The sequence below is a fragment of the Propioniferax innocua genome (assembly GCF_006716235.1).
Classification (GTDB): Bacteria; Actinomycetota; Actinomycetes; order Propionibacteriales; family Propionibacteriaceae; genus Propioniferax; species Propioniferax innocua.
In genome coordinates this window covers 1,014,236-1,035,347 of the sequence record NZ_VFOR01000002.1, presented here as the reverse complement: position 1 = coordinate 1,035,347, position 21,112 = coordinate 1,014,236, and the positions used below count along the sequence as shown (strand labels likewise).

Genomic DNA, 21,112 nt, shown 5'->3' with positions numbered 1-21,112 from the left:
CACCGAACTTCGCCCAGTTGCCCGGACGCCACATCCCGGCCCGGGCCGCCATCGTGGCGTCACCGAGGCCCAGTTCCACGTACTGCCGCATGTGGGCATCGAGGTTCGCCTTCAGATTCACCGCCTGTGTGCAGGTGAAGTCCGTGGGATCGGAGATGATGCCGAAGCCCACCACCTCCTCGACGGCCTGATCGATCACCATCGCCTCGAACGAATCCCGCAGAGCCGACGCCACGTCGTCGATCTGCTGCGTGTACCACACACCGAGATCTGTCATACGCCAAGCAAATCAGTCACCCCGGAGCTTCGAACAAGGGGCACCTGGAGTTTCCTGGGTCGCCCCGAGGTCAACCGGCTCGCAGCGCGGCCCACATCTGCGCGGCGAGGCCGTGGCTGTGGTCCCGCCCCATCGGCACCACCTGGTAGGCCTGACGCCCCACCCCCGGAACCGGGATCGTGGGCCCGCTGATGCCCGGCAACGACCACTGCCGCATTCCGTCGGGGCCCACACGCCATTGGATCGTCGCGTCCACCGCGCGCAGCGCCTGCAGCGCCGGTTCGCGATACGACGGGTCCAGGACGCCGAGAGCGACGCCGTGCAGCCACCCGGCGGCGACGAGCGAGGTCACCGACGCCTCGGCGCGCTCGGGTTCGTCGAGGAGCGTGGCGAACCAACCGTCATGCCGCTGGAGGGGCGCGATGGCGTCGCTGGTGCGGCGCAGGATGTGCGCGATGGTTTCGACCTCCTGATCGAACCCGCCGGCGGCCATCAGTTCTTCCATGATCAACGGAAGGGCGGCGACGACCCAGCCGTTGCCCCGGCCCCAGAACACACCTTCTGGCACCGGACGCCGACCGCGCCGCCACCACGAGTGGTGCCACAGGCCGCTGGGGTGCTGCAGCACCGACGCGTACGCCGCAGGTTGCGACGCGGCGATCCGCAACAGCTCGGCGTCGCCCGACGCCCTCCCCCACCGCGCGGCGAAAACCCCGAACATCATCAGGCTGTCGACCCACACCGACTTCGGATACAGCCTTCCGATCATGGAACCGCCGAGGTGGTTGGTCATCTCGGCGTCCATGCGCGGTTCATCCCGCACGTAGGCCGCGATGCGCTCACAGACCTCGCGATGGCGAGACGCCGCCCCACGCGCATGGAGCCCGGCGGCCACCAGCCCGGGGGTGACGCGGTCGGAGGTGTCGGTCACGGTGCCGCGTGCCAGATGGTGATCCACCCAGCCCGTGGCCCACGCCACATGTCGATCATGGTTCGGGCCCGCCGCCGCGGCGTCCAGGGCAGCCGCACCGAACAGTGCCGGGCCCCACGTCCACGGGGAGTAACGCCCGGTGCGGAGTTCCCACGCGCAGACGGTGTCGGCCACGAGCGAGATGCGCTCCAGTGGGTCGTTCATCGCGTCTCCCGGGTGCCGGCCGGCCAGTCCAGCGTCAGGGCATGCCCGGCGTGTTCCACGTGGAACCGCTGCGGATCACGCTCGACCCGCCCGAAGGGGCTGTCCAGCCGTGGATGGTCGAGGTCGATCCGCTCACCGTCGATCATGAAATCCCGGTCCGGTCCGAGCCGCCACTGCCATCGCTCACGGGCCGGTTCCCACATCGGATCGGTCTGCACCTCGAGCACTCGGCGTCCCCGCTCCCGGACCAGACGCATGGCCGACCGCCGCAGACCGGCCACGAACCACTCGAACGAGCCCGCCTCGGCGGCATCACTGCAGATCGCCACCCAAGCGGTGTACCGGCCATACTGCTTCACCTCACCGGGCATGCCATCCTCAAGGTCACGCAGCGCCAACACACCCACATAGGAATCGTCGACGCGACCGGCGAGCCACCGGTCTCCACGTTCTTCCTGATCGAACAGGTCGGCGGGCCAGTACACATGGCTGAGCAGACGCCGTGGCGATTCCAGGTAGCCGGAGCGTCCGGTGAGGTCATGAAGAACCAGCACCGCGTTGGCATCTGCGGCCACCAGCGGAAGACGCCCGTTGCCGATCCACTCCGAGGGCGAGAAGTCACGCGTGCGGTCTGCGAAGAACGGCTCGGCGGGATGGGTGCTGAACACCGACACATCTCCTGGCAGCAACACCTGCCAGATGTGCTGCTGGTCACCGAACCTGCGGGGGTTATGGGCCTGCGCCGCAGAAACCAGCCACGAGGAACTTCGAGTGGTCACCACGTCGGCTCGATGCAGCGCCACTCCCTGCGTGGCCGGATTGACGATGTGCATCATCTGCGGCAGGACGCCGCGTCCGCGAAGTTCTGCGAACGGGGTGAAGTCCTTGAGGAACGGGTTCTCGACCAGGTCGTAATGGTGGAGCATCTCGGAGGTGAGCTCCACCGATTCGGGGGTGGTGATCGCCTCCATGCCCCAGAAGAACAAGCCGGCGCGCGTGATTCCGGGGCCGACGGCGTCCACCACTTCACCGGCATCCAGGCCGAACGTGGCTCGCACCGTGTTCTCCTTCGTCTCCTGCGCAATGGCGGTGATGACCGGAGGGATTCGGTAGGAACTCAGACGCAACAGCGCACCCAGTCGAGTCTCGTCCCAATCGGCATCGGTGCCCGCGATGGCCTCGACCAGGCTCTGGACGGGTGCCTGTTTCGGATCCACCTTCGCCAAGTCGTAGCAGCGTCCGCTGGAGGGCAGGAACCTCGGCCCGGTCGGGAAGGAGTGCAGTGCGAGATCGAGCATCAGCAGGTCGAGGACCGAACTCGCGGCGGTGACGAGTTCAGGGTCATCGGCCTCATCGATGAGAACCGCGAGCGCGGCGGCGTCCTCCTCGTAATAGATCGGCGACAACCACTCGCTGAAACCAAAGCGAAAGCGATGATCCAGCCACAGCCGGAGCCGTTCTGCCGCTCGCTCGCGTTGCTCCACACCACGGCGCCCGGAATTGGCGAACACCTCATCGGGCCAGTGCTGACCGGCGAGGTATTGAGTCACCCCGGTGACCACCTGATGGTTCTCCGACCACAGGCACATGCCGTCGCGTCCTGGCTCATCCATCCAGTACTTGTGGCGCATCAGCGTGGTGGAGATACGTTCCCTCGTCGCTTCGGGGAGTCGGTCCCCCCACGCGAGAAGGGTCTTGATCAGCACCAGGGCGCGGAAGTCGGAACAGTCATGGCGGGCGTCCACGAAATCGCAGATCGCCTCGAGGTCATCACGCCCCGAGGCGGTCAGGACGCCACCCCCGGCCAATTCTCGGATGCCACGGAACCCCGGGGGTGCCATCTTGACGGCCATGCCCGGGTCCTCGGAACTACGCGTCACGGTGTCCATGGAGCCTTCCTGCTGTGTCGACAAAACCATCTCTACTACATCGAAAGTGGATTCAGCTGGTCGGCGGCTCAGGATGCCTCCGAGTTTCGAGTTCCGCAGCCGTGGCCAGACACCGTTCCCGTGTCAGAGGCCAATGGGACGACACATACCGGCCGATCCCCAATGTGAGCACCACGCCCACGGCCACGCAGCCCCGGATGCCCCATTCCGCGCTGAGCGGCTGAGGGCCACCACCGGGGCGATAACCGGTGAACTGCAGGACGAGCCCGATGACCTGAAGCATCGCAGCGCTCAAGATGTTGCGGGTGAACGTCATGAGCCCTGCGAAGGTTCCCGAGTCCCTACGCCCCCAGACGAGCTCGGCGTCGTCGAGCACATCGGGGAACATGACCCACGGCAACAGTTGTGCGCCGGCGGTTCCGACGGCGAGCACGAGCACGAGCACATAGGCGCCCCACGGCGTCCAATCACTCGGATACAACGCCAGTCCCACTGCGGCAACCATCGCCCACGGCATACCGAAGCGGTAGATCCGATGCTTGTCGTGGCGTCGAAGCATATGCAGGATCACCGGAAAGGCCACGACGGTGACGGCGATGAACACCCCGAGGAAAACCGTCGCCGAGAGTCCGATGACCACATGCGCGGTGTAATAGAGCACGATCGCCGATATCACATCCATCGCCAGGGCCTGGCAGATGTACATGGTGATGAGCCCACGCGTCGGCCCGTGCATCAGCGGCATCATCGATCGGCTCCACCAGGTCCGGGTGTCATCCACCGGCGGCAGGGCCACACGTTCCCGACAGCCGATGGCGACACCCAGCGCAGCCACCGCGAACGGGACGCCGAACACCAACAAGATCGTCAGATGGAGCGTCACCACCCCCATGCTGCCGTCACGGTGGGATTCGACCAGATGGGTCGCAACGAGCGTCACCACAGCACTGGCGATGGTCGAGAACAGGAGCCGGGTCAGATTGATCCGGTTCCGTTCATGGGGTTCGACGGCCACCTCGCTGCTCATGGAGATGTACGGAACCATGATCATCGTCTGGATGGAGTTGTAGACGATATAGGTGCCCATCGTCCACAGCATCAGCGACACCTGCCCGTCGAAGGGCGGGTCGGGCATCCACATGAGCGCCATGCCGCCCACCAGGAGCAACGCACCGATGCCGATCCAGGGCCGACGTCGACCCCACCGCGAGCGGGTGCGGTCACTCAACGACCCCACGAGCGGGTCGTTGACGGCATCCCACAACCGCGCGACGAAGATGGCGTTTCCCGCAAGTGCCGGCTGCAGGCCCACGATGTCGGTGAGGAAGATCAGATACAACACCGCGATCAGGGATCCTCCCCCACCGCCGAAGATGTCCCCGGCAGCGAAGAGAATCCGTTCACGTCTCGGGATCACCCTGACCCTCCCCGACGAGGAGACCGGGCGGTCCCGCTCTCCGGCGACGCCACATCCACAGCCTTCTGCCCGATGGATGGAGCCGGGACGGTGGCTTTCGGTTCGATGCGGGCAAGAGCAGTGACGCCGAATTCCTCACCCGGTCGCTGGTCACCGCCTTCACGCCCTCGCCAGGCGATCAGCAGGCTCGACAACGTGGCCGCGAGATACAACGTCGTTCCGATGTTCCGGTCGGCCACCCCCTCCACCTGATCGAGTGAGGCGGGACTCGCTGACCCGGCCACCGTGCCGGCCAAGATGCAGACACCGATCAGAAGCATGTTCCCCAACCCGAGCAGGACGCGGGCATCGACGCGAAACACACTCGTGCCCCGCTGTGTGAACTCGTATTCGGTCAACTGACGCCAGATCAGACCGACCGCCAATGCCGCCGAGGCTCCCGACACCGCGAAGAGATTGGTGAAGGGTTCATCGAACCAGTCACGGATCGTGTAGAAGCGGGAGAGGAGGAATGCGGTGGCGATCGCCAGGAGGCGGTCCGGCGTCAGCCGCCGTGCGACGATCAGACCCACGAGAATCAACAGCGTCAGGCCATCGAGCACCAGCGTCAGCGCCTGGCCACTGACCAACGAGACCCTCAGTGCATTCAGCGACTGGATGAGGAACGTGGAGGCCGCCGATGTGGCCAGGATGACCGCGGTCGTCGCCTCACCCCGGCGTGCAGCCCGGATCGCCAGTACCAGGAAGAAGATGCTGAGCACGAACTGAAGGCTGTGGTAGGTGCTCAGCCCGCCGAAGGTCACGGCGTCCCAGATGAGAGGGCCCAACAGGTAGGCACCGGCGAAGCCCATCACGATCGGGCGGGACGCCCGCACCCACGCGGCGCTCACGTCATCGGCGTCCACCGGGACTCCCGGACGCATCCCCATGGGCACCAACCAGCCGATCATCAGCGCGACCAGACCCACCAGGACCACAACGATCAGCGCCACCAGCAGTCGGCTCGGGAGCACCTCCACCGAACCCTCGGTGAGCGAGAGGACGTCGGCGAGCAGCGTCCACACGATCAGGAGTGCGAACAGGGTCCATCCCGCACGTCGGGACCCCGAGTACGCGGCCTCCCAAACACCACGTGCCGTCCATGATGCGGCACCCACAGCGATCTCCACGATGGCCGCACCGGCCGCGAACACCGACGGATAGGCCATCCAGGAGAGAAACTGCAGCAGCATGGCCAGTGCGTCCAGTGGTGTGACATCTCGGGGCTCCATGATGATGCTGCTGGTCAGGATCCCGAAGAAGAACACCGCCAAGGGCATCTCCCATCGCGCGACACGGGCTCTGCGTCGCACGATGCTCAGAACGATCATCGGGAGCGCCAGCACAGCTCCCACCAACATCACGATCCCCGAGGACGCGAAGACATAACTGATCACCAGGGCCGCGAAGATCGCGTAGCGCACGGGGTGACGCCAATGGCACGCCGCCACGAAGAACCCTGCTGACCCGAAGATGATCGCCGGGATCATGACGAGAATCACCAGCACAGGCAGGGACATCGATCCGCCGGCGACCACCGGTGTGACTTCACGCAGTCGCGTTCCCACCACCGACAGGGCAACCAAAGCGGTGTACAGCACGGTGGCGATCACCACGAGCACGCGAATCCCCCGGGGCCACGGGAACTCCGGATCCTCGGACATGCGGCCCCGTCGCACAGGCTCGACGAAGGTGCGGTGCGCCACGAAGCGCAGCACTCCCCACACCCGTTGCCCTGCCGTCGCGGTGGGCTCCTTTGTGCTCGGTGTGTTCTGGTCAGCCAACGCGGATCACCACCTGTCGTGCCCCGGCGACGGTGTACCACCACGCAGTCGCATGGGTGTCCGCGCGCGACTGACCGATCAGCCTCGGCTCACCCGTGGAGCCGTGCGAATCCCAGCTCTGCTGGACCTCACCCAGCAGATCACGCACGACATGGGTCTCACCACTCACCTCGAGCACCCCGACCCCGGGCACAGGATGGAGGTGCCCCTCGGCTCTCGGCCGGTCCACGACGCCCAGCGTGGTGGCGTCGAGGACCACCATCGTTCCGGGTCCCACCGCCGCCACTGCCCCGGGATGATCGGGGCTCGTCACAAGATCGAGTGCATCATCACGGGCCAGGGTCGTCTCCATGGCCATCGCTTCGCCGTCCTCGTAGGCGTAGCGGACCAGGGACTTGTTTCCGTTGAGCACCACAAGACCCACATCGGTGGCGGCCGCGGACAGCAACGAACCGGCTCCTTCGGAGACCCAGCGCTGCTGTCCGGTCGCGTCGATCACCACCACTTCATCCTCGGTGGTGTATGCGACGATCAGCGGCCCGGTGGGAGCATCCACGACGTGGAGAGCAGCCTCGAGCGGGTCGGTCCGGACCCTCCAACGCTCGGTCCCGTCCTCGAGATCGAACGCCGTCACGTGTCCGGTCACCGAACTCACCACCACCACGTCATCGCCCAACGGCTGGGGGGTCCCGAACGGCGTGTCAGCCATCTCGCTCTGCCACAGGCGACGACCGTCGCGGTCGTAAGCGAGCAGATGGCCGGTGCTCGTGCTCACGATCACGTGGTGGCCCATGACCTGCAATCCGACGACCTTGCCCGGTGGCGATGCCGTCCACGACGGCGACAGGGCACCGTCGGGAGTGTCCTCCACCAGACCCACGATTCCCCTGTTCCCGGCCTGGGTGCTGACGACCATCCCGTCGGTGGTCACGCCGGTCGTACGGGAGTCGAGGGACACCTCGCGGAACCCGAAGTGTTCATCACCGGCGCGGGGGATCAACTCCACACTCTCCTCCCCATCCGGGATCTTCACAGGACCACCGGTGATGGGAGGGAGCGGCTCTTCGGCCACTGGTCCCTGCACATAACCCGAATAGGGGACGCCACCGTCCACGATCCCGCGTCCGGGGCACCACGTCACGACGCCCGTGCGGCTCATCTCCTCGTCTTCGACCTCCAGATCCCAGCGAGACCGCAGACACCCCTCACCGGCCGCGGGACCGGAGGGCTCGTCCACCTCCAGCTCGTATCTGTACCGCTGGCCGACCTTTTCACCGAACCGGACCATCCCGGTCATCTGCTGCGTCACTCCCGGGTCGGCCTGCGCCGGGATCATGGGAAGGCCCGGCTCGAAGGCCGCACTCTGCGCACGATCGATGACGCCCTCCAGCGTCACTCCCTCAGCGGCCACACCGAAGTACGCTTCCCGCACGCCGAGGCCATCACCGCCCGACATGCTGACGCGCCAGAATCGACTGATCCCATCCCCATCGACCATGTGGGGATTGATCGATCTGGTCTCCCCCACCGTCAGGATCCCGTTCTCGAGGGATGCCGCCCCGCCCACCATCTCGACACGTGTGGAGTGGCCATCGGCAGGGACGAAGCCGGTCGATGCTGCGACCGGGAGTCCGGTTCCGGCCACCCACACCGTTCCCATGACGCCGAACAGCACCAGCAGAACCACGATGAGGATGCCGCTGATCAGGCTCACCATCCCACTCGCCGCGTTCTGCATGTCGGTGAGTCTATGGCTCACTCCCGGGCGCGGGAAGGAATAGCGTCGCCCCACACGACGTTGGATAACCTCGGATGGACTCTCCAGAAAGGTTCAGCACATGAGCGAGGTTCGCGAAGTCATCATCGTCGGCAGCGGTCCGGCAGGTTGGACGGCGGCGGTGTACGCAGCCCGCGCCAATCTCACCCCCTTGGTGATCGAGGGCGAGATCGAGGGCGGCGGCGCTCTCATGAACACCACCGAGGTGGAGAACTTCCCCGGCTTCCCCGAGGGCATCATGGGACCCGACCTGATGGCCAACATGCGTCAGCAGGCCGAACGCTTCGGAGCCGAGATCCTCACCGAGGACGCCACCGAACTGGAGCTGACCGGCGAGATCAAGACCGTCAAGGTCGGCGATGCCGAGTACCGAAGCAAGACCGTCATCCTCGCCACCGGTTCGGGATACCGCCGCCTGGGGCTCCCGGATGAGGACCGTCTCTCGGGCCGCGGCGTCTCGTGGTGCGCCACCTGCGACGGATTCTTCTTCCGTGACAAGCCCATCGCCGTCGTCGGTGGCGGCGATTCCGCGATCGAGGAGGCCACCTTCCTCTCGCGCTTCGGTGAATCGGTCACCGTGATCCATCGACGCGATGAACTGCGTGCGTCGGCGATCATGGCGGAGCGAGCCAAGAACGATCCCAAGATCGACTTCGCCTGGAACTCCCAAGTCGTCGCCATCAACGGCGAGCAGCAGGTGGAGAGCGTCACGCTGGAGGACACCGTGACCGGGGAGCGCCGCGACCTGCCGGTCAACGGCCTGTTCATCGCCATCGGCCACGATCCCCGCTCCGAACTGGTCAAGGGTCAGGTCGATCTCGACGACGAAGGCTACGTACTGGTCGAAGGACGCAGCACTCGCACCAACCTGCCAGGTGTCTTCGCCTGTGGCGATCTGGTGGACCACACCTATCGTCAGGCGATCACCGCCGCAGGCACCGGCTGCCAGGCCGCCCTCGATGCCGAGAAGTACCTCATGCGCTTGGCGGACTGAACGTCCGCTTCGTCACGGAATGGCCCCGGTTCGGGCGTCAATGGCAAGATGTCACTGCTGAACGAGACAACAGAAGGGCCGCCATGACCGTGCTTGACGTGACCGATGCGACGTTCGCCGACGAGGTACTGAAGTCGGACATTCCGGTTCTGGTGGACTACTGGGCCGATTGGTGTGCGCCCTGCCGTCAGATCGCTCCGATCATCGACGAACTCGCCAGGACCTACGAGGGTCGCGTGAAGTTTGTGAAGGTCGACACCAACGCCAACCCGGTGACTCCTGCCGATCAACTCGTGCGTGGCCTTCCCACGCTCCAACTGTTCGTGAACGGTGAGGTTGTGGAGTCACTGCAGGGCGCCAAGCCCAAGACGGTGATCGTGAAGGCCCTTCAGGAACACATCTGACCCTTCGGGACACACCCGGGGAGTGCATCTGCAAACTCCCCGGCCAGCAGCCCAGTGAGGCAGGAGCCAGGCATGAGTGAGGACCAGACCGATCCCTACAGCGGTCTCTCCGATGATGAGATCATCGAGGAGGAGGTCGAACAGGGACGCAGCAACGTTCCCATGATCACCATGGTGGTTTCGCTGGTCGTGCTCGCCACGACGGTCGCCGTCATCGGCTACTTCATCTCCAGCGCCACCACCGATCTTCCTGCACCGACCGAGACCCCATCGGTGCAGCCCACCGGTGAGCCCAAGCTTCCGCAGGAGATCGGCGAATACTCACGTGCGCCGGGTGGCGGCGGGGTCGACGACAGCGACCCGGACCAGATGACCTCCACCGCCTTCTACATCAAGAACGGCCAGGAATCGATGCTGATCGCCGCGATCCGGCCGGCGAAGGATCCACGTCAACAGCTCGAGGACATCGACACCACCAACATCGTCGACTACGACGACGACGCCCGCTGCGGTCGAGACAAGAACGATCTCGACATCTGTGCAGTGCCCTACGGCAACACGCTCGTGGTGGTGCAGGGCCTGCGCGACCAGTCCGTCGATGACATGGTCGAGTTCGCCCGCGAGGTGGCACCGCACATCGGTTGAGCGCCTCCGGCACAACTCAAGCTCTGACACAGAGGAGGATCGGGCACGACCCGCGCTTCATGGACCCGGGCACACCATCAGGTGTGCCCGGGTTCATTCGTCTCCTCGCCTGCCTTCGCGAGGACGCTGCGGATGCATGAATGCGTATACCCACTCACGTAAACGGGTAGTTCTACGTGTTCCACATCACATTCTGGCTGCCTAATGTGAGGAACGTCCCGAACTCGAGGAGGAGTCAGTGACTTTCTTCATGCAACACCTCGCCGAAGCATTGGGTGAGGATCCCGATCAGCTCGACATCCCGGAGGTCGCTCTTCGCCCGAGCCGTCCGGTCTCCCGCGGCACCGGCACCGACCGTCAGATCGAACTGCGATCGCTCGCCGAGCAGCTCGTCTGCGAAGCCAACGCGATCATCCAGGACCGGGTGAACCGGCTCACCTTGGACGACGAATACGGACGCGAGGAGCTGGCTTTCACGATCACGTGCAAGGACCACACCGCTCGCGTCAGCACCCGGTACGACGGCGATATGACGTACGGGCAGATCACCTCCAGCGACCTGCCGGGTACCGAGGTGCACGAGCTGGACGGCCCCGAGGCCCTCCCCAATCTCATCATTCGCCTCTGCTTGGTGGCCGGTCTGCACAACGAGCAGTCCGCACACCTCATCTGAGCGACGCCCCGGCCCTCACCAGCAGGTTCCCGACCAGTATCAGGAGAACTCCATGCAGTATGAACTCAAAACCCAGGTGATCGAGCCCACGCGGCACACGTTCGATCACATCGCGGCCCGCTACGGCGACCGCCCCGCCACCCGGTACCAGGAGGGAACCATCGGCCTCCAGCCGAAGGAGAACTTCCATTACCGCCCGAGCTACGCCCCCGAACGCGAGATGTACGACGTCAACTACAGCGCGTACAAACTCGCCGACCCCGAAGGCTTCGTCGATCCTCGCGGCTATTACTACACGCCGTACGTGACGAACCGTTCCGAGATGCACGAAGGTTTCGGCGCGTCTTTGGAGTACGTCACCAAGCGTGAACTGTTCGGTCGCACCCCCGATGCGTGGAAGACCGTGATGACCGAGGTTCTCATCCCGACGCGTCACTACGAGTCCGGTGCCCAGATGCTGTTCTCGGGGGCCTGCCGCTTCTGCTACGGCTCGGCACTCGCTCAGTGCTGTGCCTACGAAAGCTTCGACCGCGTCGGCAACGCCCAGCTGATCAGCCGCATCGGCATCGCCCTGGGTGACCAGACCGCAACCGTCCTCCGCGAGGGCAAGCGTGCCTGGATGGAGGCCGAACACATGCAGCCCCTCCGCAAGCTCATCGAGGAGCTTCTCATCGAGGAGGACTGGGCAGATTCGGTCACCGGCATCGACTACGCCGACCGCCTGCTGAGCGCCCTGCTGCACAAGCATCTCGAGGAGGTGGCGATCAACAACGGCGCCGGTGCCTACTCGCTTCTGATCCAGCATCTCGACGGGTGGTACGCCGAGCACCGCAAGTGGCTCGACGCGCTCTACAAGGCATGGACCTCCGATGAGACGCACGGCGCATCCAACATCGAGCTCTTCTCGGCGTCGGCCAACAAGTGGCTGCCACAGGCCGAGGCCGCAGTCCGCGACATCGCCGCTCGTGCCGACGAGCTCCTCGGTGCCGACGCCGGGTGCGTCGCCGCCGTCGAGGCCGCCGCCCTCGAAACCCGTGAAGCCCTGTCCAAGCTCGGACTCACCGTGGAGGAGGCCCGATGACCACAGAGACCCGCACGGTCAGCGTCGACATCCAGGAGACGGAGAACAACCGCGCCCTGATCGATGCGATCGAGGCCGACAACAGCGAACTCGTCATGCGGCACCTGCCCGGAATCGTGAAACTGCAGGCACCCGGACGGCTCGAGATCAACCGCGCCAGCGTCGAGGAGCGCCTCGGACGCGAGTGGGAGACCCACGAATTCCAGATGGCCATCGTGACCCTGGCCGGCAACATCAGCGAATGGGACGAAGACCACATCGTCATCTCGTGGGGACGCCCCGTCGAGGACGACGAAGACGATGACGATGACGAGGAGGACTACTGATGACCACCGAAGCAACCACCAACACCGGCGGGAAGCCCGCCAAGAAGCTCACGATGAAGAAGCGCTACAGCGCTCTGACCCGTGACCTCGACTGGAAGCCCAGCTACGTCACCGAGGAACAGATGTTCCCGCACACCACGTACGAGGGCATCAAGATCCACGACTGGTCGAAGTGGGACGACCCCTTCCGCCTCACCGTGGACGCCTACTACCGCTACCAGGCCGAGAAGGACAAGCGTCTGTACTCGGTGCTCGACGGCTTCGCGCAGGGCCAGGGTCACCTGACCATCTCCGAGGCCCGCTACCTGAACGCCATGAAGGTGTTCCTCGGTGGCGTGACCCCGCTCGAATACGCCGCCCACCGCCACTTCGCCTATCTGGCTCGTCACTACAACGGCCCGGGCCCCCGCTTCGCGGCCCTGTGCCAGTCGATCGACGAGATGCGTCACGCGCAGACCGAGATCCACACGCTCTCGAACTACAACAAGTACTACTCGGGCTTCCACAACTTCTCCGAGTCGTTCGACCGCGTCTGGTACCTCTCGGTGCCGAAGTCGTACTTCGACGACGCCCTCACCGCCGGCCCGTTCGAGTTCCTGATCGCCATCGGCTTCTCGTTCGAGTACCTGCTGACGAACCTGCTGTTCGTGCCGTTCATGTCGGCCGCGTCGTTCAACGGCGACCTGCCGACCATGACCTTCGGCTTCTCGGCGCAGTCCGACGAGTCGCGTCATATGACCCTCGGGTTGGAAGCCATCAAGTTCCTGCTCGAGCAGGACGAGGACAACGTGCCGATCGTCCAGGAGTGGGTCGACAAGTGGTTCTGGCGTGGCTACCGCGTCACCGCGATCATCGCCCAGATGCTCGACTACATGCTGCCGCGCCCGGTCATGAGCTGGAAGGAGGCCTTCGAGCTCTACTTCGAGGAGCAGATGCTCGGCGGCCTGTTCCCCGACCTCGCGTACTACGGCATCAAGCCGCCGCGTCACGTCGAGCAGGCCATCTGGGAGAAGGACCACCTCTCACACGTGGTGTACGAGACGCTGTACAACTTCAGCTTCGCGGCGAACTTCACCACCACGGTGCCCGACGAGGAGCACCACAAGTGGCTCGCCCAGCAGTACCCCGACACCTACGAGAAGACGTACAAGCCCCGTTGGGACAAGTACGAGGAACTCGACAAGGCCGGCAAGCGCCAGTACTTCCCGGGTCTGCCGCAGCTCTGCCAGGTGTGCCAGGTGCCCATGTGTTTCCCGGCCCACGATGACGAGACGCAGACGCAGTTCCACTCCGAGTTCGAGGGTGAGCACTACAACCTGTGCTCCGAGGGCTGCAAGTGGATCTTCGAGCGTGAGCCCGGCAAGTACCGCCAGGCGTGGCTGCCGGTGCACCAGATCCTCGCCGGCAACTGTGGCGGACCGACCGTTCCCGATGTGCTCGCCTGGTACAAGTTCCAGGAGGGCGACAACGGTGAGTACGTCGGTTCGGTGGATCACAAGCACTGGATCGAGTGGCATGACCAGATCGAAGACGTCGCCGGTGAGACCGCCGACGCGGGCAAGGAGGCCTGATCATGGGTGAGACCCTGGGTACCTACAACTTCCCGTCACGCTCGGCGGTGGAGAACTACGACGGCGACATGATCGTCCACATCTGGATCAAGGGACGCTCCCTGCTGCCGTGCGCCGCGGCGGTCCGCGTCCCACAGACCATGCCGTGGAGCGAGTTCCATGAGACGCAGGTCAAGCCCCTCATCGACGCCGATGCCTTCTTCGATCACTCGAAGACGATCTCGTGGGAGCTCGTCGGCGAACCCTTCACCCCTGAAGACGGCAAGTCACTCGTGGACAACGGGATCTCCCACAAGAACACCGTGTCCATCCTGACGGCCTGATCGATCCCCACACACCCGAACGACGCGGCCCGTCCTCCCCACGAACTGGACGGGCCGCGTCGTCCATCCCCCACGAACCACGAACCACCGTCCGCGACGCAGCGGCGGCGTCCGAAGGAGTTTCCCCATGAGCGAGACCCACACCGTCACCATCGAACCCCTGGGCCGAGAGATCGAGTGCCGGGACGACCAGACCATCCTCGATGCCTGCCTCCGCGCCGGCGTGTGGGTGCCCCACTCGTGCACGCACGGCACGTGCGCCACGTGCAAGGTGGATGTGCTCGACGGCGATGTGGACCATGGCGAGTCCTCCAGCTTCGCCCTCATGGACTTCGAGCGCGACGAGGGAAAGACGCTGTTGTGCTGCGCCCGCCCCGAATCCGACGTGACCTTCGAGGCCGATCTCGACGTGGACGAGGAGCTCGAGGTGTTCCCCGTGCGCGACTTCACCGGCACCATCATCGAGCTCGAGGACATCGCCAAGGACATCAAGCGCCTCAAGATCGAACTCGACGACGACCTCGGCTTCAATGCCGGCCAGTACATGCGCGTCATCATCCCGGGCACCGATGGCATCGACCGCACCTGGTCGATGGCCAACTCCCCCACCGAGCAGCGCATCATCGAGTTCCAGGTGCGCAATGTCCCCGGTGGCGTCGCCACCGATGGGTGGTTGTTCAAGGACGCCGCCGTCGGCGATGAGCTGAAGCTCTCGGGTCCGTACGGCAAGTTCGTCCTCCGCACCTGGGAGGAGGACAAGCCCATCGTCATGCTCGGTGGCGGCACCGGTCTGGCGCCCCTGGCGTCGATGGTGAAGCACGCCTTGGAGGATGAGGCCTACGAGGGCCACATCACCCTCTACGCCGGCGGTGCCACCGCTGAACACCTCTACGACGTCGACTACTTCCGTGAACTGGAGGAGGAGTACGAGGACCAGTTCACCTTCCACGCCTGCACCTCCGAGGAGGCCGAGGGCTTCCGTCACGGCCACGTGAACACCGTCATGGAGGAGGACTTCAAGACACTCAGCGGTTACCAGGGCTACATGTGTGGTTCACCGGTGATGGTCGAGGCGTGCCTGAAGTCCTTCATGGGCAAGCGTCTGTTCCCTCGCGACATCTTTCACGAGGACTTCTTCAACGAGGCCGACAAGGCCGAGGGCGGTCTGAACTCGCCACTGATCAAACGCTGATCGCATCCGCGGCAGGAACCCGCTCACAGCAAGGACGACGCCCGGCTCATCATGAGCCGGGCGTCGTCATATGTCGTGTTGCTTTCAGGGATCAGTCCCTGGGGTCGATCTGTTCGACGCTCGATGTCTCGGCACCGGGTCCGAAGGCACCGGGACCGTCGGCATTGGGGGTCGAGAACAGGATCGGTCCGGGGATGCCCGCGGCGCGGAGGCGGGACATGCCGACCTCCAGGAGTTCTCGCTTGACCCCCCAGTGGGTCTCGGGGAGGCACTTGGCCATGGCCTTGACCGTCATGGTGCCGTTCTGCACCTCGCCCACACCGAGGACGATGGGCTTCTCGAGCATCTTCTCGTTCCACTTGGGGTCGGCGTAGACGTCTTCACAGGTTCCTTCGAGCACCGCGATGGTCCGTGCCGGGTCGGCGTTGTAGGCCACGGGGAAGTCCACCCAGGCGGTGTTCCAGCCCTGCGTCTTGTTGGCGATGCGGAGGATTTCACCGTTGCGGATGTACCAGATGACGCCGTCGTAGTCGCGCAGCTTGGTGATCCGCAGCGTGACCTCCTCGACGGTTCCGATCACATCTCCGGTGTCGACGACATCCCCGACACCGTACTGGTCCTCGATGATCATGAAGATTCCCGAGAGCAGGTCCTTGACGATGGACTGGGCGCCGAAGCCCAGGGCCAGACCGCCCACACCGGCCGAGGCGAGCAACGGTGCGAGCGGCAGCCCGAGGATCTGCATGATCATCATCACCGCGACGATCACGATGACGACGGTGGAGACACTCCGCAGCATGGACGCCAGGGCACCGGTGCGTGCGCGGACACGCGCGACGTCGACGCCGATGCGCTTCTTGGGGTTCTCCGCAGCCAATTTCGCGCTCTTGACCGTGGCGTCGACCACGCGTCGGATCCCGAAATGCAGGATGATCCGGGCCGCGACGGCCACGACCACGACGAGACCGATCTGGATGGCGGTTTCAGGCCATTCGAACATCAATGACTTCACATCGTCATTGATACCAGCGCCGCACACGCCACAATCAAGAAATCAGGCGGAGTGATCCGCGCGCTCGGCCATGCGTCCCTGCGCGACAGGACGCGGCCACAGGCCGACGAGTCGGTCGACCAGGTGGAACCCCGGTGTACGCACCGTGCGTTCGAGGTCCAGACGCATCCATGGATGGATGTCATCGACGAATGCCGCCGACCCGTGCCACGACCAGCCGCGCGGCTTGCCGATCGGCCGGAACCCGATCCGCTCCAGGTCGTCATGGTCGGGCAGAGCGCAGTGTGGGGAGATGCGTGTGGAGCGCACCTGCAGCCCATGCCACTGACGCGTCCGCCCACGCTGCAACAGGTGTCCCATCGCCCGCTGGATGAGGGCGTCGGCCAGCCACTCCCCCTCCCCGTCGAGGACGCGGAGCTGGAGAATGACCGCCGAATCGCTGAGAGGGGCTCGACGTATCCGATGCCACGCTCCCCCGGCCCAGGACTGTGGACCCCTGTGTGGCGCGTGCGAGGGCGGAGCCCACATGAGGAAGGCGACGGGAACAGGGTCATCCACCCCGGCATGCACGATGAAGCCCACGCACCCGAACTCGCGCTCGGCCGCCCACGCCCAACCGGTGTCGAGCCCGGGAACACGTCCAGCACCGAGGGGACAGCTGTCACATGTACGCGGCAACCGCTCCACGGCGGAGAGGTGCAGTGGGGTCAGACGTTCCATGGATTCAATCCCGGTCGGCGATCCCGGCCAGCTCCTCTCGGTCAGGGGCCGCGAGTCCCAACAGGAAACCGGTTCCGAGCGCCAACAGCAGGCCCACGGCGAGCAACAACCACCGGCGTCGTGTCGGCAACAGCAGGTCTTCTCGACCCACGAGCCGCCGCCAGATCGAAGGCTTCTTCATGCCCCTATCGTAGGATGAGAGCACCATGACCGATCCTCACTCCTTCAACCCGTCGCGGTTGCCGTCCACCGGTGGGCGCTCCGACACGCGGCTGGATCATTACGTAGACAGTTACGCGCAACGCACGCACAAGATGACCGCCTCGGCGGTTCGATCCTTGTTCTCCGTGGCCAACCGGCCCGAAGTGGTGTCGCTCGCCGGGGGAATGCCCAATATCGCCGATCTTCCGCTCGGCAAGGTCGGCAATCTGCTCGATGAACTCATCCAGCGCGACGGTGCCCGCATCATGCAGTACGGGTCGGGGCAGGGAGAACTGCAGATCCGTGAACAGATCTGCGAGGTCATGGCCGAGGAGCAGATCCGGGCCCACCCCGATGATGTGGTCATCACAGCCGGATCTCAGCAGGGGCTCGATCTGGTGACGCGGATCTTCTGCGATCCCGACGATGTGGTGCTCGTGGAGGCCCCCAGCTATGTGGGTGCGCTCGGGACCTTCAAGTCGTACCAGACGCAGATCTCCCACGTGGCGATGGATGATCAGGGCCTTGACCCCGACGCACTGCGTCAGGTCGTCACATCGCTGCGGGATCAGGGGCGTCGGGTGAAGTTCTTGTACACGATCCCCAATTTCAACAATCCCGCCGGCATCACCCAGCCCACCGAGCGCCGACGCGAGATCCTGCAGGTGGCCGAGGATCTGGACCTGCTCATAGTCGAGGACAACCCCTACGGTCTGCTCACCATCGACGGTGAACCCCTGCCCGCCATGCGTTCCATGGAAACCGATCGCGTCATCTACCTGGGATCGTTCTCGAAGACCTTCGCACCGGGCTTTCGCGTCGGCTGGGTGCTGGCCCCGCATGCGGTCCGCGAGAAACTGGTTCTGGCCCAGGAATCAGCGACGCTGTGCCCGCCGGTGTTCTCACAGTTCGCGATCTCGGAGTACTTGGCGAAGCACGACTGGCGCGGCCAGATCCGTCAGTACCGCGACATGTACCGCGAGCGTCGTGACGCCATGCTGCAGGGCCTCACCGAAAACATGCCCCAGGGAACCACATGGACCCACCCCACCGGCGGGTTCTTCGTATGGGTCACGCTCCCCCAGGGCGTCGACTCCCAGAAGATGCTGCCCCGTGCGGTGACCGCCCGCGTCGCCTACGTTCCCGGGGACGCCTTCTTCGCCGATGGTTTCGGATCGCGCCACATGCGCCTGTCCTACTGCTTCCCGACGCCCGAGCGCATCATCGAGGGCACCCGTCGACTCGGCGAGGTCATCGCCGACGAGATGCGCATCAACGAGGTGTTCGGCATCACCGACGACCACCGCCTGCACAGCAATCCGACGCCGGGCCCCTCCCCCGACATCTCGTGACCCCGATACCTCGTGACCATGACATTTCGTGACCATGACCAGCGATTCCCGCGCCACCTCGAACAGGAGCACGACATGACCTCCAAACCCACCGTTGCCGTTCTGGCGGGCGGTCTCTCCCATGAGCGGGAGATCTCCCTGCGCTCGGGCCGACGCGTCACCCAGGCTCTCCGCGACCTGGGTCATGAGGTGATCGAAAGCGATGTGGACAGCGGGCTGATCGAGACGCTCACCGGTCTGGACGATGTGGTCGCCTTCCCACTGCTCCATGGGGAGAGCGGTGAGGACGGTGCCCTGCGCGAAGTGCTCTCGATGCTCGACATCCCCTTTGTGGGGACGCTCCCGCGTTCGTGCCGGCTGGCGTTCGACAAGGCGGTCTCCACAACGCTCGTGCGTCGCGCCGGTATCCGTACCCCCGAGCAGGTGGCCCTGCCGCACGATCTGTTCCGTGAGCTCGGGGCGAAGCACATCGTGCGTTCCTTGGGGGAGAAGCTCGGTTTCCCGCTCATGGTCAAGCCGGCCCGCTGCGGCTCGGCGTTGGGCTGCACAAGGGTCGACGCCCCTGAGGATCTTCCTGCCGCCATGGTGGCCGCCTACGGGTACGGCCCCCTCGCGGTGGTGGAAGAAGGCGTCTCGGGCGTGGAGGTGACCGTCACCGTCATCGACACCGGCAACGGGCCCGAGGCCCAACCGGTGGTCAAGATCGAGCCGGCCAGCGGCGTCTACGACTACGAGGCCCGCTACACCGCCGGAGCCACCCGTTTCACCGTTCCCGCGGATCTCTCCGACGAGATCACCGCACAGTGCGCCGACATGGCGGTGCGTGTCCATGAACTGCTCGGGCTCCGGGATCTCTCGCGCACCGACATCATCATCGATGAGGAGGGCCCAGTGTTCATCGAGACGAATGTGGCCCCCGGCATGACCGAGACCTCACTGGTGCCGCTGGCGCTCGACGCCGGCCCGGACGGTTTCGCCAAGGTCTGCTCGCAGCTGGTCTCGGTGGCGGCGGCCCGGGCACGCGGCTGACGCGATGTCCTCCCGCTCGCGCACCCAGGCGCTCATCTGGTCGATCGGTCTGACCGTCACCCTCGTGATGGTCGCTCTCGGGCTCTGGCAGGCGAATGCCTTCCAGGCGTCGGGACGCGATGCGATGGTCACCCGTTTGACCGGTGAGCCCGAACCACTTCAGGATCATCTCGACGGCGAGAAGGGAATCCAAAGCGCCTACGGGCTGCCGGTGGAGGTCACCGGGGAGTACACCGATGAACCCGACCTGCTGGCCGGCATCGGTGAGCCCTATCGCGTGGTCTCGGCGTTGGAACTCGCCGATGGCCAGATCCTCCCGGTGGTGCGGGGCGCAACCCAACTCGAACCGATCCCGCCCGTTCCCGGGGAAGAGGTCACGCTCACCGGCATCCTGCTGCCCACCGACCCCGACGAGCCGGCGCCTGCGCCGACTGCCGGCGTCGCCCCCGGCGTCGGCTACACCGAGGATCCTTCGTCGTTGCCGACGCCGGGGCCACACGTGCAGGGAGGGGCGAATCCAGAGGACCTGACCATGATCGACAACGTCCGGCTCCCGGAGATGGCCCAGATCTGGACCAGGCCCATGCACGCGGGGTACCTGACCGTCGACGCATCACTGGCCGCGAAGAACGGTCTGAATCCGGTCATCGTCCCGGTGCCGGACACGGCGGAGGGCCAGGCCCGCAACCAGGGGTACGCCCTGCAGTGGTGGGTCTTCGCGATCGTCGCCATGGCCGCCACCGTCAAACTCAGTCATGACGCCGGACGCGGCACCGGTTTCATGGCCCCAAGGACGAACGCCGGGACGGACAACGGGCCGACCGAGCCGAAGAGTTCCCGGACCACCGAGATGGAGGACCAGCACGATGACTGAACAGCAGCCGAGCACTGAGCCCACAGCAGCAAACGCGCAGGTCGAGGGCGTCAAGAAGGCCCTGATGTTCTACCGCGTCATGGCCTACATCGTCGGTGTGCTGCTCGTGCTGCTCGTGCTGGTCGGCATGCCCTTGAAGTACCTCTCCCCTGACCCCTATCTGCAGCAGATCGGTGCCGGTATGAACACCTATCTGGGTGTCGGGCATGGCTGGTTGTACGCGGTCCTGTTGCTCTCGGCCTATCTTCTGGGACGCCGCGTGCAGTGGAGCTGGAAGTGGCTGCTGGCCATCGCTCTGGCCGGCACCGTGCCGATCCTGTCCTTCGTTGCAGAACGCAAGGCCACCCAGAACGTGAAACAGCACATCGCTCACCTGGAGTCCGCCGAGCGCTGACCG

The 21,112-nt window shown here is 65.1% G+C and carries 22 protein-coding genes; 13 read left to right on the top strand and 9 right to left on the bottom strand.

Annotated features, from left to right (window positions below):
- The 6 genes from FB460_RS11475 to FB460_RS11455 form a co-directional block, all read right to left on the bottom strand.
- Positions 1-277: hypothetical protein (locus FB460_RS11475; RefSeq protein WP_142094241.1), on the bottom strand; the 277-nt coding region annotated here is incomplete at its 3' end.
- A 70-nt stretch (positions 278-347) separates the two neighbouring features.
- Positions 348-1,412 (bottom strand): glycoside hydrolase family 88 protein, encoded by a 1,065-nt coding sequence (locus tag FB460_RS11470; protein WP_142094240.1) that lies wholly within the window; start codon positions 1,410-1,412, stop codon positions 348-350.
- Complete coding sequence (locus FB460_RS11465; RefSeq protein ID WP_142094239.1) at positions 1,409-3,301, bottom strand: hypothetical protein; 1,893 nt, start codon at positions 3,299-3,301, stop codon at positions 1,409-1,411. Before FB460_RS11465 ends, FB460_RS11470 begins: the two co-directional genes overlap by 4 nt.
- A gap of 52 nt (positions 3,302-3,353) precedes the next feature.
- Entirely contained in the window at positions 3,354-4,718 is a 1,365-nt protein-coding gene (locus tag FB460_RS11460) for an MFS transporter (protein WP_170210070.1), read from the bottom strand.
- Entirely contained in the window at positions 4,715-6,541 is a 1,827-nt protein-coding gene (locus FB460_RS13105) for a hypothetical protein (protein ID WP_170210069.1), read from the bottom strand. Before FB460_RS13105 ends, FB460_RS11460 begins: the two co-directional genes overlap by 4 nt.
- Positions 6,534-8,279: an outer membrane protein assembly factor BamB family protein gene (locus FB460_RS11455; RefSeq protein ID WP_142094237.1), complete on the bottom strand. Its 1,746-nt coding sequence runs from the start codon at positions 8,277-8,279 to the stop codon at positions 6,534-6,536. Before FB460_RS11455 ends, FB460_RS13105 begins: the two co-directional genes overlap by 8 nt.
- Positions 8,280-8,379: 100 nt before the next feature.
- Here FB460_RS11455 and trxB point away from each other — a divergent pair, with 100 nt between their 5' ends.
- The 9 genes from trxB to FB460_RS11410 all read left to right on the top strand — a co-directional run bounded on the left by trxB (position 8,380) and on the right by FB460_RS11410 (position 15,527).
- Entirely contained in the window at positions 8,380-9,312 is a 933-nt protein-coding gene (gene trxB / locus FB460_RS11450) for a thioredoxin-disulfide reductase (protein ID WP_142094236.1), read from the top strand.
- Positions 9,313-9,395: 83 nt separating this feature from the next.
- On the top strand, positions 9,396-9,716 hold the full coding sequence (gene trxA, locus FB460_RS11445) for a thioredoxin (protein WP_142094235.1): 321 nt from the start codon (positions 9,396-9,398) through the stop codon (positions 9,714-9,716).
- Between the two features lie 72 nt (positions 9,717-9,788).
- Entirely contained in the window at positions 9,789-10,361 is a 573-nt protein-coding gene (locus FB460_RS11440; RefSeq protein ID WP_142094234.1) for a hypothetical protein, read from the top strand.
- Positions 10,362-10,599: 238 nt separating this feature from the next.
- Complete coding sequence (locus tag FB460_RS11435; RefSeq protein WP_142094233.1) at positions 10,600-11,034, top strand: hypothetical protein; 435 nt, start codon at positions 10,600-10,602, stop codon at positions 11,032-11,034.
- Between the two features lie 52 nt (positions 11,035-11,086).
- The gene (locus FB460_RS11430; protein WP_142094232.1) at positions 11,087-12,115 is read left to right on the top strand and encodes a ferritin family protein; all 1,029 of its coding nucleotides are present in this window, start codon (positions 11,087-11,089) and stop codon (positions 12,113-12,115) included.
- Positions 12,112-12,441 (top strand): MmoB/DmpM family protein, encoded by a 330-nt coding sequence (locus tag FB460_RS11425; protein ID WP_142094231.1) that lies wholly within the window; start codon positions 12,112-12,114, stop codon positions 12,439-12,441. Before FB460_RS11430 ends, FB460_RS11425 begins: the two co-directional genes overlap by 4 nt.
- Positions 12,441-14,012, top strand: a complete 1,572-nt coding sequence (locus FB460_RS11420; RefSeq protein WP_142094230.1) for a YHS domain-containing protein — start codon at positions 12,441-12,443, stop codon at positions 14,010-14,012. The genes FB460_RS11425 and FB460_RS11420 overlap by 1 nt, the downstream gene beginning before the upstream one ends.
- 2 nt (positions 14,013-14,014) lie before the next feature.
- A complete protein-coding gene (locus FB460_RS11415; protein WP_142094229.1) occupies positions 14,015-14,335 on the top strand; it encodes a phenol hydroxylase subunit P4 in 321 nt (106 codons plus the stop codon).
- Positions 14,336-14,462: 127 nt separating this feature from the next.
- Complete coding sequence (locus tag FB460_RS11410) at positions 14,463-15,527, top strand: NADH:ubiquinone reductase (Na(+)-transporting) subunit F (RefSeq protein WP_142094228.1); 1,065 nt, start codon at positions 14,463-14,465, stop codon at positions 15,525-15,527.
- A 91-nt stretch (positions 15,528-15,618) separates the two neighbouring features.
- Here the strand turns inward: FB460_RS11410 and FB460_RS11405 are convergent, their stop codons facing one another.
- The 3 genes from FB460_RS11405 to FB460_RS13100 are packed head-to-tail and all read right to left on the bottom strand — an operon-like array spanning position 15,619 to position 17,440.
- Positions 15,619-16,527: a mechanosensitive ion channel family protein gene (locus FB460_RS11405; protein WP_142094227.1), complete on the bottom strand. Its 909-nt coding sequence runs from the start codon at positions 16,525-16,527 to the stop codon at positions 15,619-15,621.
- Positions 16,528-16,581: 54 nt separating this feature from the next.
- The gene (locus FB460_RS11400) at positions 16,582-17,259 is read right to left on the bottom strand and encodes a hypothetical protein (protein ID WP_142094226.1); all 678 of its coding nucleotides are present in this window, start codon (positions 17,257-17,259) and stop codon (positions 16,582-16,584) included.
- A gap of 4 nt (positions 17,260-17,263) precedes the next feature.
- Positions 17,264-17,440 carry a hypothetical protein gene (locus FB460_RS13100; RefSeq protein ID WP_170210068.1) on the bottom strand — a complete coding sequence of 59 codons (177 nt, stop codon included), beginning with the start codon at positions 17,438-17,440 and terminating at the stop codon, positions 17,264-17,266.
- 25 nt (positions 17,441-17,465) lie between these two features.
- On the opposite strand from FB460_RS13100, the gene FB460_RS11395 reads away from it, so the two are divergent.
- The 4 genes from FB460_RS11395 to FB460_RS11380 all read left to right on the top strand — a co-directional run bounded on the left by FB460_RS11395 (position 17,466) and on the right by FB460_RS11380 (position 21,109).
- Positions 17,466-18,812, top strand: coding sequence for an aminotransferase-like domain-containing protein (locus FB460_RS11395; protein ID WP_142094225.1), 1,347 nt, complete (start codon positions 17,466-17,468; stop codon positions 18,810-18,812).
- A 75-nt stretch (positions 18,813-18,887) separates the two neighbouring features.
- Complete coding sequence (locus FB460_RS11390) at positions 18,888-19,841, top strand: D-alanine--D-alanine ligase family protein (protein ID WP_142094224.1); 954 nt, start codon at positions 18,888-18,890, stop codon at positions 19,839-19,841.
- Between the two features lie 4 nt (positions 19,842-19,845).
- A complete protein-coding gene (locus tag FB460_RS11385; RefSeq protein WP_142094223.1) occupies positions 19,846-20,715 on the top strand; it encodes an SURF1 family protein in 870 nt (289 codons plus the stop codon).
- Entirely contained in the window at positions 20,708-21,109 is a 402-nt protein-coding gene (locus FB460_RS11380; RefSeq protein ID WP_142094222.1) for a DUF3817 domain-containing protein, read from the top strand. The genes FB460_RS11385 and FB460_RS11380 overlap by 8 nt, the downstream gene beginning before the upstream one ends.
- Positions 21,110-21,112: the final 3 nt, after the last annotated feature.

Coding starts and splice junctions, on each gene's coding strand:
- FB460_RS11470 (WP_142094240.1), bottom strand. CDS start 1,412: ATGAACGACCCACTGGAGCGCATCTCGCTCGTGGCCGACACCGTCTGC.
- FB460_RS11465 (WP_142094239.1), bottom strand. CDS start 3,301: ATGGACACCGTGACGCGTAGTTCCGAGGACCCGGGCATGGCCGTCAAG.
- FB460_RS11455 (WP_142094237.1), bottom strand. CDS start 8,279: ATGCAGAACGCGGCGAGTGGGATGGTGAGCCTGATCAGCGGCATCCTC.
- trxB (WP_142094236.1), top strand. CDS start 8,380: ATGAGCGAGGTTCGCGAAGTCATCATCGTCGGCAGCGGTCCGGCAGGT.
- trxA (WP_142094235.1), top strand. CDS start 9,396: ATGACCGTGCTTGACGTGACCGATGCGACGTTCGCCGACGAGGTACTG.
- FB460_RS11440 (WP_142094234.1), top strand. CDS start 9,789: ATGAGTGAGGACCAGACCGATCCCTACAGCGGTCTCTCCGATGATGAG.
- FB460_RS11430 (WP_142094232.1), top strand. CDS start 11,087: ATGCAGTATGAACTCAAAACCCAGGTGATCGAGCCCACGCGGCACACG.
- FB460_RS11425 (WP_142094231.1), top strand. CDS start 12,112: ATGACCACAGAGACCCGCACGGTCAGCGTCGACATCCAGGAGACGGAG.
- FB460_RS11420 (WP_142094230.1), top strand. CDS start 12,441: ATGACCACCGAAGCAACCACCAACACCGGCGGGAAGCCCGCCAAGAAG.
- FB460_RS11415 (WP_142094229.1), top strand. CDS start 14,015: ATGGGTGAGACCCTGGGTACCTACAACTTCCCGTCACGCTCGGCGGTG.
- FB460_RS11410 (WP_142094228.1), top strand. CDS start 14,463: ATGAGCGAGACCCACACCGTCACCATCGAACCCCTGGGCCGAGAGATC.
- FB460_RS11405 (WP_142094227.1), bottom strand. CDS start 16,527: ATGTTCGAATGGCCTGAAACCGCCATCCAGATCGGTCTCGTCGTGGTC.
- FB460_RS11400 (WP_142094226.1), bottom strand. CDS start 17,259: ATGGAACGTCTGACCCCACTGCACCTCTCCGCCGTGGAGCGGTTGCCG.
- FB460_RS13100 (WP_170210068.1), bottom strand. CDS start 17,440: ATGAAGAAGCCTTCGATCTGGCGGCGGCTCGTGGGTCGAGAAGACCTG.
- FB460_RS11395 (WP_142094225.1), top strand. CDS start 17,466: ATGACCGATCCTCACTCCTTCAACCCGTCGCGGTTGCCGTCCACCGGT.
- FB460_RS11390 (WP_142094224.1), top strand. CDS start 18,888: ATGACCTCCAAACCCACCGTTGCCGTTCTGGCGGGCGGTCTCTCCCAT.
- FB460_RS11385 (WP_142094223.1), top strand. CDS start 19,846: ATGTCCTCCCGCTCGCGCACCCAGGCGCTCATCTGGTCGATCGGTCTG.
- FB460_RS11380 (WP_142094222.1), top strand. CDS start 20,708: ATGACTGAACAGCAGCCGAGCACTGAGCCCACAGCAGCAAACGCGCAG.